Origin of the sequence: Dyadobacter flavalbus (assembly GCF_006149045.1) — a bacterium.
Lineage (GTDB): Bacteria > Bacteroidota > Bacteroidia > Cytophagales > Spirosomataceae > Dyadobacter > Dyadobacter flavalbus.
On record NZ_VBSN01000027.1, the window covers coordinates 146,742 to 159,974 of the forward strand.

General features: G+C 44.3%; 12 protein-coding genes. 5 read left to right on the top strand and 7 right to left on the bottom strand.

Going from position 1 to position 13,233, the window contains the following annotated elements:
- Nucleotides 1–91 precede the first annotated feature (91 nt).
- Nucleotides 92–2,086: a M1 family metallopeptidase gene (locus FEM33_RS05855; RefSeq protein ID WP_139011159.1), complete on the top strand. Its 1,995-nt coding sequence runs from the start codon at nucleotides 92–94 to the stop codon at nucleotides 2,084–2,086.
- Between the two features lie 221 nt (nucleotides 2,087–2,307).
- Here the strand turns inward: FEM33_RS05855 and FEM33_RS05860 are convergent, their stop codons facing one another.
- The 5 genes from FEM33_RS05860 to yihA form a co-directional block, all read right to left on the bottom strand.
- Nucleotides 2,308–3,252 (bottom strand): 3-oxoacyl-ACP synthase III family protein, encoded by a 945-nt coding sequence (locus tag FEM33_RS05860; RefSeq protein ID WP_139011160.1) that lies wholly within the window; start codon nucleotides 3,250–3,252, stop codon nucleotides 2,308–2,310.
- 121 nt (nucleotides 3,253–3,373) lie between these two features.
- Nucleotides 3,374–4,510 (bottom strand): glycosyltransferase, encoded by a 1,137-nt coding sequence (locus tag FEM33_RS05865; RefSeq protein WP_139011161.1) that lies wholly within the window; start codon nucleotides 4,508–4,510, stop codon nucleotides 3,374–3,376.
- Complete coding sequence (deoC, locus tag FEM33_RS05870) at nucleotides 4,507–5,166, bottom strand: deoxyribose-phosphate aldolase (protein ID WP_139011162.1); 660 nt, start codon at nucleotides 5,164–5,166, stop codon at nucleotides 4,507–4,509. Before deoC ends, FEM33_RS05865 begins: the two co-directional genes overlap by 4 nt.
- Nucleotides 5,167–5,248: 82 nt before the next feature.
- Nucleotides 5,249–5,758: a DUF5606 family protein gene (locus FEM33_RS05875; RefSeq protein ID WP_139011163.1), complete on the bottom strand. Its 510-nt coding sequence runs from the start codon at nucleotides 5,756–5,758 to the stop codon at nucleotides 5,249–5,251.
- Nucleotides 5,759–5,857: 99 nt separating this feature from the next.
- A complete protein-coding gene (yihA, locus tag FEM33_RS05880) occupies nucleotides 5,858–6,466 on the bottom strand; it encodes a ribosome biogenesis GTP-binding protein YihA/YsxC (protein ID WP_139011164.1) in 609 nt (202 codons plus the stop codon).
- 185 nt (nucleotides 6,467–6,651) lie between these two features.
- On the opposite strand from yihA, the gene FEM33_RS05885 reads away from it, so the two are divergent.
- A complete protein-coding gene (locus FEM33_RS05885; RefSeq protein ID WP_229214106.1) occupies nucleotides 6,652–7,083 on the top strand; it encodes a thioredoxin family protein in 432 nt (143 codons plus the stop codon).
- 139 nt (nucleotides 7,084–7,222) lie between these two features.
- On the opposite strand, the gene gmd is transcribed toward FEM33_RS05885, so the two are convergent.
- Both gmd and FEM33_RS05895 read right to left on the bottom strand, forming a co-directional pair.
- A complete protein-coding gene (gene gmd / locus FEM33_RS05890; RefSeq protein ID WP_139011166.1) occupies nucleotides 7,223–8,335 on the bottom strand; it encodes a GDP-mannose 4,6-dehydratase in 1,113 nt (370 codons plus the stop codon).
- Between the two features lie 74 nt (nucleotides 8,336–8,409).
- Nucleotides 8,410–8,991 (bottom strand): SPOR domain-containing protein, encoded by a 582-nt coding sequence (locus tag FEM33_RS05895; RefSeq protein ID WP_229214107.1) that lies wholly within the window; start codon nucleotides 8,989–8,991, stop codon nucleotides 8,410–8,412.
- Nucleotides 8,992–9,090: 99 nt separating this feature from the next.
- On the opposite strand from FEM33_RS05895, the gene murB reads away from it, so the two are divergent.
- The 3 genes from murB (at nucleotide 9,091) to FEM33_RS05910 (ending at nucleotide 13,198) form a co-directional block, all read left to right on the top strand.
- Nucleotides 9,091–10,107: a UDP-N-acetylmuramate dehydrogenase gene (gene murB / locus FEM33_RS05900; protein WP_139011168.1), complete on the top strand. Its 1,017-nt coding sequence runs from the start codon at nucleotides 9,091–9,093 to the stop codon at nucleotides 10,105–10,107.
- Between the two features lie 9 nt (nucleotides 10,108–10,116).
- Complete coding sequence (locus FEM33_RS05905) at nucleotides 10,117–11,340, top strand: Dol-P-Glc:Glc(2)Man(9)GlcNAc(2)-PP-Dol alpha-1,2-glucosyltransferase (protein ID WP_139011169.1); 1,224 nt, start codon at nucleotides 10,117–10,119, stop codon at nucleotides 11,338–11,340.
- 82 nt (nucleotides 11,341–11,422) lie between these two features.
- Nucleotides 11,423–13,198 (top strand): T9SS type A sorting domain-containing protein, encoded by a 1,776-nt coding sequence (locus tag FEM33_RS05910; RefSeq protein WP_139011170.1) that lies wholly within the window; start codon nucleotides 11,423–11,425, stop codon nucleotides 13,196–13,198.
- Nucleotides 13,199–13,233 lie beyond the last annotated feature (35 nt).

A 13,233-nucleotide genomic window follows, 5' to 3' on the forward strand; every position in this document is an offset into this window, starting at 1 on the left:
ATTCACAGGCAAAAATCAAACTTTTTATTTTAAAAAAGGCGAAAAGCTGTATATTGCTCGTTTACAATTACATATTTATTAAATCATACGAATGAAACTTTTAATATTTCGCCTAGGACTGTTTGCTATGGGCAGCCTTGGATTCTTTAATGCATTTGCGCAGGAGCCTGAAAAGCCGAAGTATGATGCGCATACATTATTTCATCCCCTGTTTAATTTTCAGCCTGGAAATGAGTACCGTACAGGAAGCGGTGCGCCCGGCCCGAAATACTGGCAAAACAAGGCCGATTACAAGATCAATGTTGCGCTTGATGAAGCAAAAGGTATCGTAAGCGGCGATGTGGAACTGACTTACAAAAATAACAGTCCCGAAAACCTTGAATTTATATGGCTCCAGCTGGATCAGAACGCATTCAGCGATCATTCAAGAGGCGGAAGGACTACGCCGGTTACAGGCGGCCGTTTCGGGAATACCGGTTTTAACGGCGGCGATTCCATTCAGGCTGTTTCGGTGCAGCAGGGAAAAGACAAGTTTACGCAAGCCGATTTCAAAATTACCGATACACGCATGCAGATCCGTCTGGCAACGCCTGTAAAAGCCAACGGAGATGTGATCAAAATCAAAATTGCTTATTCATTTAAAATCCCGGAGTACGGTTCTGACCGGATGGGAACGCTGGAAACCAAAAACGGTATCGTTTATGAAATGGCACAATGGTATCCGCGTGTAGCTGTTTTCGACGACATTGAAGGCTGGAACCTGCTTCCTTATCTTGGAGCCGGAGAGTTTTATCTGGAATACGGTGATTTCGAATACAATGTAACTGTTCCCTGGGATCATATCGTTGTCGGATCGGGAGAATTGCTGAACCCGAATGACGTGCTTACGGCCGAACAGCGCAAAAGACTGGCCGATGCAGCAAAAAGTGACCAGACTGTAATCATCCGCAGTGCAGAAGAAGTAACCAATCCGGCTACACGGCCCAAGCAGTCCGGAACTTTGACATGGCGTTTCCGCTGCCTTCAGGCGCGCGATATAGCCTGGGCTACTTCCAAGGCATTTGTCTGGGATGCTGCAAAAATGAATCTGCCAAAAGGGAAAACGGCATTGGCACAATCCGTTTATCCTGCTGAAGACGGTGGTCTGGACGGATGGGGACGTTCCACGGAATACGTAAAAGGCTGCATCGAATTTTACTCCGGTTATATTCATGAATATACTTATCCGGTTGCGACCAATGTGGCTGGTATTGTGGGCGGAATGGAATATCCGGGAATTGTATTTTGCAGCAGCAAAAGCCGTAAAGACGATCTTTGGGGCGTAACAGACCATGAATTCGGCCATAACTGGTTTCCGATGATTGTAGGTACCAATGAGCGTAAATACGCGTGGATGGATGAAGGTTTCAATACTTTTATCAACTTCCTTTCAGCGGATAATTTCAACAACGGAGAATATAAAACTCCGCAAATGAACGATATGCAGCGGCTGGCACCGATGATTTTCCGTCCGAAAGCAGATCCGATCATGACAATTCCGGATGTTGTACAAGCTGTAAACCTTGGCTGGGAAGCCTATTACAAGCCGGCACTCGGTTTGAAAATGCTCAGAGAGCAGGTTCTTGGAAAAGACCGGTTTGATTATGCGTTTCATTTGTACGTGCAGCGCTGGGCTTTCAAGCACCCGACGCCGTATGATTTTTTCAGGACAATGGAAGATGCAGCCGGAGAAGATCTGGGCTGGTTCTGGAAAGGATGGTTTTTCGAAAATTACAAACTTGATCAGAGTGTGAAAGATGTAAGCTACGTTGAGCAGAATCCGCAGAAAGGGTCTTTCATCACGATAGAAAACCTGGATCGCTGGGCAATGCCGGCCAAAGTGGATATTGAAGAAGTAAGCGGCAAAAAAACCAGAGTGGAACTGCCCGTTGAAATCTGGCAGCGCGGCGGAAGCTGGACTTTCAAAGCATCTACGCAACAGGCCATCCGTTCTGTAACGATTGATCCGGAGCACAGCCTGCCGGACGTTAATCCTGAAAACAATACATGGAAGCCTGCAATGTTTGCAGAGCCGGAAGTGAATTAAATGGCTGTTAGGTATTAGCAACTGGCTTTTAGCTGACGGCAACCGGAAAGATGCACGAATAGCAGTTTTCTGAATTTCTATAAAATAGCTTCAAGCAAATTCCCAATGGCTAATAGCCAACAGCCAATAGCTAGTTAATAGCCAATCCAATATAAAAGCCTTTCAGCAGGATCTCCGCTGAAAGGCTTTTGTGTTTATAACCGTTTGAAAACGGATCCTTGCTATACGGTAATCAGCATGGCGCCGTAAGAATAACCGCCGCCAAAAACGGTAATGACAATATTTTCTCCTTTTTTAAACTTGTCCTTATTTTCAGAAAGTGCAATGGCGCAGCCTGCACAGCCCGTATTTCCAAGATATTGAATATTTGAAATCAGTTTCTCCGCCGGAATTCCAAGCGTATTGATCACATTCAGACTGATGCGGTGATTGGCCTGATGCGGAATAAGATAATCAAGGTCATCAATGGTAAGGCCGCACGCCTGCAAAACCTGCTGACTGACTTTCGGCATATAAATACACGCATTCTGGAATACATCGCGGCCGAAAGGCATTACAACACCGCGCTCGTTCGGGCGCAGTACGACGGCTTCTATCGCTTTTCCGCTTGTTGCCGCGCCGCCGGTAATCAGCTTTTTGATCTGCATATCCGAGTCAGTCTGGCGTTCTTTTGAGATCAGAATCGCAGAAGCGCCGTCGCCCCATAAATGTCCGGAAACGGTATCCATTTCGTTGTAATAAGCCGTGTTATGATCCGATACGACCACAATGGCTTTGGATGCCTTGCCCAGTGCAAAATAACCTTCCACAATTTCAATGGCATTCAGCAGCGAAGAACAGGCGGATGAAATACTCACAACCGGAATATCCGGAATCTGAAGATGATGCTGAACGGCATGGGCTAACGTAACAATGGTATCATAAGGCGTGTAAGTTGCCCCGACAATAAGATCAATTTCATTTTTACTGTAAGGAATGCTTTCAAGCAGGGACTCAACGGCCTTGATCGCCATTGTGGTTGTATTTTCATCCTTGGAAGCTTTACGTCTTTCCGAAATTCCCGTGCGTTCTACAATCCACTCGTGAGACAGATTGTTAATGTTTGTAAAATATTCATTACCAATTACTTCGCTTGGCAAATAATGACTGACTGTATTAATATACATGATTGAGAAGTTGACTTCGCAAGCTACGATTCTATTTGATTCCGAAAGTTAAATATTTCATAGAAATCGTAGCACTTAATATTTGAACAATTCAATAATAAGTTTTATAAATTATAATCTTTTATGATCCACCTGAATGTTCCAGGATTGTTTTGTAAAATGATAAAAGAATGGCTTCTTCCTGTTTCCAGTTGTAATGAATTTCGGCTGCCTTCCGTCCGTTCCTGCCCATTACAGCACCTTTTTCGGGATTTTGAATCAGCCATAGCAGTTTCTGGTACAATATACCGGCATCATATGGAGAAATACAAAACCCGCATTCCGATTGTTCCACAACATGCCTGTAAAGCAGAAAATCCGATGCAATAACGGGCAGTTTCAAAGCCATGTAATCGAACAATTTGGTTGTGTAGGAATCGGGGTAATCTGCAACCGGTTTGAGCAGTGCAATGCCGGCAACCGCATTTTTTGCATAGGAAAGCAGCCTTTTCTGGTCTGTATACCCGTAAAATATCAGATTCGGACGAATTTCGGCATAACCCGGCAAACTTGCTGCTTCGCCCGGCTGAAAACGAACGGGCCCGAACAAGTGCATTCTGAAATCCGGATACCGGGTTTTCAACTTTGACAATGCCGTAACCAGAACATCAAAGCACCTTTCCATGGAAATGACGCCTGCATAGAAAAATTCCGGTTTTTCATTTACCGGAAATTCCCGGGCACCATATTCGTCCATAAACGGAATGGAAGCATAATTATGGATAACGGCATACGGCAATGCAAGATTTTCATACTCTTGAAGGTAAGCATCTTCCGTAAAAACGCAGAAAAAGCTTTTTCGGGCAAGATGATCAAAAAGCCTGAAAATGGCGCGGAACACTAAACCGTTATTAAACTGCTTGATGCTGAATTTTTTATAAAGGTTTTCCTGCACTTCATAAATAATCTTTGCTCCAAGCCATTTGAAAAGAAAAGCTGCGGGAATCAGTTCAGGGACAAAAATATGCACCAGATCCGGCCGGATACGCAGGCATTTCCACAGCATAACCGGATGACAAAACAGAAGTCTGGACAGTAATTGCCGGAAATAAGGAAGGTTAATGAATGCAATATTGCTTTTCTGCTGATTGGAGCGTGCATTGGGCAACGCACAAAACACTTCATGATGTATGGCCAGTGAAGGCGCAATTTTGTACAAAATGCGCGGGTCTGTTGCCGGATGTACAACGCTCAAAAGCAAAATCCGCTGTCTGTTCATAGTCCGGAAACAATCGAAATTCCGCTTGCAGTTCCGATGCGCGATGCGCCGGCTTCTACCAGTGCACTGGCCTGTGCAGGTGTAAAAATCGCTCCGGCTGCCTTTATACGGACATGCGGCGGCAATATCGTTTTCAGCTTGCGAACGGTCTCTTCATCTGAGTAATTTTCTGCAGATCCGGTAGCAGTCACGATAAAATCAGCTCCAGACTCGGCGCAGATTTCAGCAGCTGTGTACAATTCAAAAGAATCGAGAAAAGCCGTTTCCACGATGACTTTGAGCAAGGCATTTTTTTCATGCGCCAGTTCGGAAAGGGTTCTTAATTCTTCACGCACGCTCAGATAAGCCATGGATTTGAAACGGGAAAGGTTCATGACCACATCCAGTTCCGTGGCTCCGTTCTGCAGCGCGTCACTCGCTTCAGATACTTTTGACCTGGTTGTCGAATAGCCGAAAGGAAAACCGATTACCGTAGCAATTTCAATTTTTACCGGACAGAATTCCAGCATTTCGACAGCATAGGTTACATAAGACGGCGCCACACAAATGGCTTTGAACTGATGAATCCAGGCTTCTTCACAAATTTTGCGGATATCCGTTTCGCTTGCCGTCGGGCCAAGCAGTGTGTGATCTATAAAATCAGAAATAGGGATCATGATTGTTTTTGCCGGATCTTTTGAAAAGTAAAAACCCCGCCGGTACGACAGGGTTCTATTGCAATTCGTTTGTAATCCTGAATTAAGCCTCGTTTTCTTCTTCCTTAACCGGTTCTGCGGCAGCCTCCGCAGCTGGCTCTGCTGCTGCTTCTTCGGTCTGCTGTACGGCAAAAAGTTCAGGCGTATATTTTGACAATAAATTATACCAGCTTATGATTTTTTTAATGTCGGAAACATAAACTTTGGATCTGTCGAATTCGGGAAGAACCTCATTCAGAAACTCGACCAGTTCTTTGTCGGAAGATGTTTTTACCGGCAAGGCAATTTCTTCTCCGTGTACTTCCCGGATTTTAAGAAAAACATCAGCCAAAGCAACGGATTCTTCTTCGCCATCTGTAAAAATCGAAACATCTTTTAACACCGAGACGCGAGCTGTCGGTCCGATCAGTGTTTTTTCACGTTTTTCATCCAGGCTTTCAACGATAACGCCTGCACGGCTTGGCTTCAGAATCCGGAACAAACCGCTTTTCCCTGAAACATTGGCAATTTCCTTCAACAAATCCATTCCGGTTGATTCTGCTTTTTCACTCATCCTTTCTTAACTATTAGATATATCTTGATTTTGTGTCGAATGCTATGACTAAATTTTGCGCAAAATAACAGAAAGATTGGCCGTTAAACAACCTTGCGGCTACTTTGTATTCTGAAACGACTGGTTATAAGTTTCTATTGTTTCCAGAATCGGGTCTCTTCCTTCATTTTTTTCTGCCGAAGAAATGAACATCGGCGGAATTTCTTCCCATATTTCTTCCAGTTTCTGCCGGTATGCCTCCACATTGCTCGCAACCTGCCCGGATTTGAGCTTGTCCGCTTTGGTAAAAATAATATGGAACGGAATGCCGGCTTCGCCCAGATTCGCCATAAAATCAAGGTCTACGGCCAATGCGCTGTGGCGGATATCAATCAGTACAAAGGTGCAGATCAGGTTTTCACGGTTATAAAGATAATCTCCGATCATTTTTTCCCATTTCTCGCGCTCCACTTTGCTGACCTTGGCATAACCATAACCCGGCAAATCGACGAGGTACCACGAATTATTGATCAGAAAATGATTGATAAGCTGTGTTTTTCCGGGCTGCTGCGAAGTTTTGGCCAGCGACTTCTTTTCCACAAGCATATTGATGAGCGACGATTTGCCCACATTGGATCTTCCGATAAAAGCATACTCGGGCAAATCAGGCGAAGGGCATTTCTGATAATCCGAATTGCTCATAACATATCTGGCATCCTGAACTTTCATAAGATTTTAACGTTATTGAGACTGTAAAGTTACTTTTTAAAAAATGTTTTACCGCAATATGTAAACAAGCGGATTCCAAGGCTTTGGATAAAATAAAACAAAAGGGTATTTTCGTTATTGACTAATCAGAACCGAATCAAACCAGATAAACTATGCAAGGGTTAAAAAAAACAGCTTTTCTTCTAATGTGTCTTGCCCTGACTTTTTCAGCTGTTAAGGCGGATGATAAAAACAGTAAAAACAAGGCGGAGGAAAAAGGAATCCAGTTTACAGAAGCAACGTGGGCATCCATTCTGAAAAGAGCCAAACAGGAGAAAAAAGTAATATTTTTTGATGCGTACACAACCTGGTGCGGACCTTGTAAATTACTTCAGAAAAATGTTTTTACCCGTCCTGATGTCGCAGAGGTTTTTAACAAGAATTTTATCAACGTAAAGTTTGATATGGAAAGCGGGGAAGGTCCGGCGCTTGCCAATAAATATCCGCTGGAAGGTTACCCGACATTGTTCTTTATTGATCCGGACGGCAAGATCGTAAAACAGGTTATCGGTTATCAGAAGCCGGAAACGCTGATCAAAATTGCAAAGTCCATCAAAAAAGTACCGGGAGCGGTTTAATGAAAAGCTGTTGGCAGATAGCTGTTAGCTTTTAATTGAATTGATGATCTTTATTGATTGTAATACCAGATTCTTAAATGAAAATGCCCTGAATTTTAATGTTCAGGGCACTTTCATTTATAAGCGTACAATTTAATATTTACTCGAAATAGTTTGGAACACGGTGGCCGCTGCTTTCCAGAAGCCGGTCTTTTTTGAACAGCATAACGTCCGCTGCCACCATATCGTTAACTAGTGCTTTCAGGTCATATTTCGGTTTCCAGCCCAGTTTGGTCATTGATTTTGTGGGATCGCCGATTAAAAGTTCCACTTCTGTCGGACGGAAATACCTCGGATCGACTGCAACGACTTCCCGGCCCGTTTCAATCTGGAAATCAGGATTGTTACAGCGTACAACTCTGGCCGTTTCGTTCACGCCTTCTCCGGTGAATTCCACTTCAATACTGACTTCCGCAAATGCCATTTTTACAAAATCCCGGATGCGGGTTGTGATGCCGGTTGCAATTACGAAGTCTTCGGGTTTTTCCTGCTGAAGAATAAGCCACATGGCTTCTACAAAATCCTTGGCATGTCCCCAGTCGCGCTGTGCGTCCAGATTTCCGAGATAAACTTTATCCTGAAGGCCCAATGCAATCCGGGCAACGGCGCGGGTAATTTTTCTGGTTACAAAGGTTTCGCCCCGCAACGGCGATTCGTGATTGAACAAAATCCCGTTTACCGCAAACATATCGTAAGCTTCGCGGTAATTTACCGTAATCCAGTAACCGTACAGTTTGGCAACGGCATAAGGTGAGCGCGGATAAAACGGCGTGCGTTCGGATTGCGGCACTTCCTGAACAAGTCCGTAAAGTTCCGATGTGGAAGCCTGATAAATGCGTGTTTTCTTGGTCAGTCCCAAAAGCCGGACCGCTTCCAGGATACGCAGCGTCCCGATTCCGTCCACGTTGGCTGTATATTCAGGTTCTTCAAAACTCACCTGAACATGTGACATGGCACCCAAGTTGTAAATCTCGTCGGGCTGTACTTCCTGAACAATGCGTATAATATTGGTAGAATCGCTCAAATCACCGTAATGCAGATGAAAACGGACGTTCTTCTCATGCGGATCTTCGTAAATGTGATCAATGCGCTGCGTGTTGAACAATGAACTCCGGCGCTTGATACCGTGTACTTCGTATCCTTTGTCCAGCAGAAGCTCTGCCAGATAAGAGCCGTCCTGTCCAGTAATACCGGTAATTAAGGCTTTTTTCATGATGATCAAAATGTATGTGTGGATAAATAATATCCGGTTAATTGAGCGCGCAATTTAGTCAAGTGCCACATATATCAGTTGTTTTCCAGCGATGTATTTAGCAGAAGGCTGCGTTTTATTTCTACCCGGTCTGCAAGAATAACAGCAGAGGAATACTGTTCCCGTATAAGTTCGAGGTATTGTTCTGCATCGCTGCGGTACATGAAATCCCCGACCTTCACACGGTAAGTCGGCTGCGTATAGGTGACGTAAGGAAACATGTCGGGAAACGTCTGATAAATGTACGACTTGGCTTCATCCGCTTCCTGACGTACATTTCCTACATATATCTGAATCCTGAAACCGTTGATATAACGAATCGACTTGTTCTGCTTTGCCAGTGTATCCAGTACGGTTTCCAGCTTTTTGTTTACATATAACGGTTTATCGGCATTGGCACCGGAAGCTGGTTTTGAAGGAAGCGGAGTCGCTGCATCCGGTTTCTTTTCCGTTACAGGTTCCGCCAGTTTCGGGCGAGGCCGAACCGTCGCAAGATCTTCCCGGTATTCTGCAGAAGATGTACTGACAACCGTTTTTTTACTGCATCCTGAAAGAATGATAATTCCAGTAAGGAAAGTCCAGAAAAGTTTGTTTTTCAGCAACATAACTATCATCATTACAAATGAGCTTGCAAACTTAGTTAAAAATGGATGAATCACCATACTGCGCAATTTTCAATGTAATACCTAACTTTGCCCGACTTATTCGTATTTTCTATGCAAATCCAGACCAACTTTTCACTTCGCCACTTTAATACTTTCGGGCTGGAATCAACCGCCCGGTATTTTGCAGAAGTGAGGTCCGTTGATGAATTAACTCAAATCCTGCTGGATCCCGTATGGCAGCAGACGCCAAAATTTATCCTGGGCGGCGGAAGCAATGTGCTGTTCACAAAAGATATAGACGCGCTTGTCATTCATCCGGATATCAGGGGAATTGAAAAAATAAAGGAAGACGATGCAGATATTTGGCTGCGGCTGGGCAGTGGCGTAAACTGGCATGTTTTCGTTATGTACTGCGTTGAAAATAATTACGGCGGTGTTGAAAACCTTTCGCTCATTCCCGGCACTGTCGGCGCGGCCCCGATGCAGAACATAGGTGCTTACGGCGTTGAAGTTAAAGATGTGATCGTTTCAGTTGAAGCGGTTGCTGTAAATGACGGCACATTAAGGATTTTTTCAAAAGAGGAATGCCGGTTTGGTTACCGGGAAAGTATTTTTAAAAAGGAACTGAAAGATCAGTACATTATTACAAACGTAACTTTTAAGCTCAGTAAAAATCCTGTTCTTAACATTGCATACGGGGATATTCAGAAAACATTGCAGGAGCTGAATGTAACCGAAGTAACCATAAAAGACGTAAGCAACGCCGTCATTCACATTCGCCGGAGCAAACTTCCCGATCCTGCGCAAATCGGGAATGCGGGCAGTTTTTTTAAAAATCCGGAAATTGCCGAAACGCAGTTTTCAATGCTCAAAAACCGTTATCCCGAAATGCCGGGCTATGCTGTAAATGAAAGCAAAATAAAAGTTCCTGCAGGCTGGCTCATAGAAAAAGCAGGCTGGAAAGGTTACCGCGAAGGTTCCATCGGCGTACATGAAAGACAGGCTTTGGTGCTGGTCAATTACGGCGGCGGAAACGGAAACGAGATCAAGTTGCTTTCAGAAAAAATACAGGATTCCGTTGAGGAAAAGTTCGGAATCCGGCTGAGTGCCGAAGTAAATTTTGTTTAAACAAACACCATGCTTTCCAGAAAATTATACACATCGCTATTCATTACCGCTTTATTCCTGATCATCTTTTTGCTGAAAGATCATTTTACGGTAGAACTGTATCAGGACGAATTTCATTACTTGCCTACTGCGGTACTTTTTAGTCACGAAATTCTGCCTTCCATTGACCTGCTGAAAAGTTATAACGAATTAAATACGCCGGTTCCGTTCATACTCGGAGGCTGGGTTGTACGCATATTCGGAGAAAATATCCAGCATTTGAGGCTGCTTACTTTTGCCACAAGCTTTTTACTATTGATGCTTTTTATCTGGAACAGTCCGGACCGTTCAAAAAGGTTCTGGCTTTGCCTTGCGGGGCTGATGGCTTTTCCCAATTACTACCTTTGCAGCGTTTATTACTACACGGATATTTTTGCGTTGTTCTTTGTGCTCGCCGGCATCATTGCATATCTGAAACGCATGCACTTGGGCGGCCTTTTGCTGTTTGTTGCGGCGGTAAGCTGCCGCCAGTATATGCTGGCATTTCCGGCTGCCATTGTGGCTTACGAATTCTGCAATGTCTTCAGAAGTTCATCCAATGTCAGAGATTTTATAAACCGGCTGCTCATTGATAAAGTCTGGATTTATTACGCCATTGCCGTTTTAAGCATCATACCGTGGTTTTTACTCTGGAAAGGCCCGGCGCCGGCCGAAGTAATGGCGCAGCAGCATTATGATTCGGACAAGCTTGTAAAATACAACTTTGGGTATGTCATGTACGCATGCGTCTGTCTGTCTGTTTATTACGTTATCCCGGAAGTAGTTTTGACAGGAAAGGCAAAGTATTTTGTAGATTATCCGCGCAGACATCCTCGTCTTTTTGTATTATTATTGTTACTCGTTGCGGTTATGGTGTTGTTTTTTCCGGCCAGGCAAGCGCATAATCCGTATTTTACATGGCCGTATCTTGGTTATATTGACCAGTTTATGATGACAATCGGCATTACGGGTATGATCAAACAGCTATGTTTCGGATTGCTGATGCTGCTGGCATTAATGCGGTTTATTTCACCTCAGTTCAACCTTGCCGGCTGGATGATGGTTCTGAACACGTTGCTGCTCGGAAAGGCGCAGCTTTCGTGGGACAAGTATTCCTTGCCGGTGATTATGGCTCTATGGTTTCTGACGATGTTCGATGCGCATTGGTCTTTATCTGAAAAAGAAGCGGTTACAAAGTCTGTGACAGTGAAATAATTTACCCAAAAGTCGAGTTATTGATTTTAAAACAGGATCTGATAAAAGCAGGTCCGGACATTCATAAACATTACTGAATGAAATGAACTTTACCAAAACGAAGGTTATTGCATTTTTTATCCTGCTTGTCACGTGTGCGGACCATACATTTGCGCAGCGTGCCTACTCGGTGATTTTCGACCGTCTTCCAAGAGATTTCCAGTTATATGCCCGGGACGACAGCAGCTATGCGGAAGTTCCGATCTCGGGTATGATCGAGATTCCGGGCTGGGATTACATATCGGTCGTTACTTACAGAAACAAGGAGCGGTATGCCTATACGAAAGATTCCCTGCGCTACAACGGCAAAACGACGACGACATTTGAATTACTGCCGACTATAAAAGCCGAAATGGCCGATTATGATTTTGAAGTATATGCCCGTAATGGAAAGGATTCCATGCAGCTTATCAAACGGACCGATATTGTTGCAGGCGATATCTTTGTCGTAAGCGGGCAATCCAATGGCGCAGCTACGGTCTTTGGTGACTGGTCAAACAAGTATTGCCGGACTATTGCCAGAATTCCGGACGGAAATCCGGCCATTACGCCCGCCGATACACTCTGGATTCCTTCTTCCTGGTCGTGGACGTATGTCGGCGCATGGGAAATCCAGCTTCAGAGAATGATTCTGGAAGAAGAAGGCATTCCGACCTGTATAATCAACGGATGTTTGCCGGGAAAAAAAATCAGTGAATTTCTGCAGAGAGACAATGCCAATCCTGCCAATCAGAACACACTTTATGGCTCACTTCTTTATCGGGTGAACGTTGCCAAACCGAGCCGCATCCGTGCATTTGTGTGGATGCACGGCGAACAGGAGGTATTTGAATACATTCCCAATTATGCCGCACAGTACGATCAACTTTATAAATACTGGGAGAAGGACTATCCTGCGGTAGAAAAGTTTCTCGTGATGCAGAGTAACGTAATCGTTTTGAATCACGAAAATACAACGCCGGTAGGAGGGCAGATCCGGGATTTTTTACGGCGGACCAAATACATTTATCCCAAAACAGATCATTTTACACCAATCGGAGTTGCGGGCTATGACGGTGTTCATTACAGCAAGGCAGGGTATGAAGAAATTGGGCGCAGGCTGTTTGCTTTTTTACGGCCTTCGCTTTACTATTCTACAGATACAAGCAATGTAAGCTGTCCGGATATTATCAATGCCAGATTTACAAAAGAAAGCAGGAATGAAATCATACTGACTTTTGATGAAGGCCAGGAACTGAAATGGGCTGCGGATACCGTTATTACCGGCCAGAACGGACAACCGTTGACGCTGAGCCTGAAAGACTTTTTTTATCTGGACCGCGATGAAACCCAGCAGCAGGTGCTTTCCGGAAGAGTAGAAGGCAATGAAGTTATACTCACGCTGAAAGAATCGTCCAACGCTACGAAAATCAGTTATCTTCCGAATTTTTTCCCTAAAAACCTGCCGGAACCCGGCGGCCTTAAGATCGGATTTTTAAGCGGTCCGTTCCTGCGCAACAAAAGAGGACTTGGCGCATTTTCGTTTTATGATGTGGCCATTGATTCACCGCCTGTGCTTGGCGTGGAACCAGGCAAGAAAGAGATTTTCTGGCAGGTTTATCCAAATCCTGCAAGCAATCTCTTAACTGTCAATTTTGAACAGCCGGCTACCGGGCAATTTCAGGTTTACAACATCAAAGGCCAGCGTTACCATACTTCCCGGCTGAAAGCAGAAAAGAACTTTGCGCTTAATATTGCCATGTGGCCGGCCGGAACCTATATTCTCAAACTGCAGAATTCAGCGGGTGCGGTAATTACACAAAAAATCGTCAAACAATAACTTGTTTATTGTCTGACGATTTTTAAAAATGATGA

Excerpts from the sequence above, each read along its gene's own strand:
- FEM33_RS05855 (WP_139011159.1), top strand. The coding sequence starts at position 92 with ATGAAACTTTTAATATTTCGCCTAGGACTGTTTGCTATGGGCAGCCTT.
- FEM33_RS05865 (WP_139011161.1), bottom strand. The coding sequence starts at position 4,510 with ATGAACAGACAGCGGATTTTGCTTTTGAGCGTTGTACATCCGGCAACA.
- FEM33_RS05910 (WP_139011170.1), top strand. The coding sequence starts at position 11,423 with ATGAACTTTACCAAAACGAAGGTTATTGCATTTTTTATCCTGCTTGTC.
- murB (WP_139011168.1), top strand. The coding sequence starts at position 9,091 with ATGCAAATCCAGACCAACTTTTCACTTCGCCACTTTAATACTTTCGGG.
- FEM33_RS05885 (WP_229214106.1), top strand. The coding sequence starts at position 6,652 with ATGTGTCTTGCCCTGACTTTTTCAGCTGTTAAGGCGGATGATAAAAAC.
- FEM33_RS05905 (WP_139011169.1), top strand. The coding sequence starts at position 10,117 with ATGCTTTCCAGAAAATTATACACATCGCTATTCATTACCGCTTTATTC.
- deoC (WP_139011162.1), bottom strand. The coding sequence starts at position 5,166 with ATGATCCCTATTTCTGATTTTATAGATCACACACTGCTTGGCCCGACG.
- FEM33_RS05895 (WP_229214107.1), bottom strand. The coding sequence starts at position 8,991 with ATGATGATAGTTATGTTGCTGAAAAACAAACTTTTCTGGACTTTCCTT.
- FEM33_RS05875 (WP_139011163.1), bottom strand. The coding sequence starts at position 5,758 with ATGAGTGAAAAAGCAGAATCAACCGGAATGGATTTGTTGAAGGAAATT.
- FEM33_RS05860 (WP_139011160.1), bottom strand. The coding sequence starts at position 3,252 with ATGTATATTAATACAGTCAGTCATTATTTGCCAAGCGAAGTAATTGGT.
- yihA (WP_139011164.1), bottom strand. The coding sequence starts at position 6,466 with ATGAAAGTTCAGGATGCCAGATATGTTATGAGCAATTCGGATTATCAG.
- gmd (WP_139011166.1), bottom strand. The coding sequence starts at position 8,335 with ATGAAAAAAGCCTTAATTACCGGTATTACTGGACAGGACGGCTCTTAT.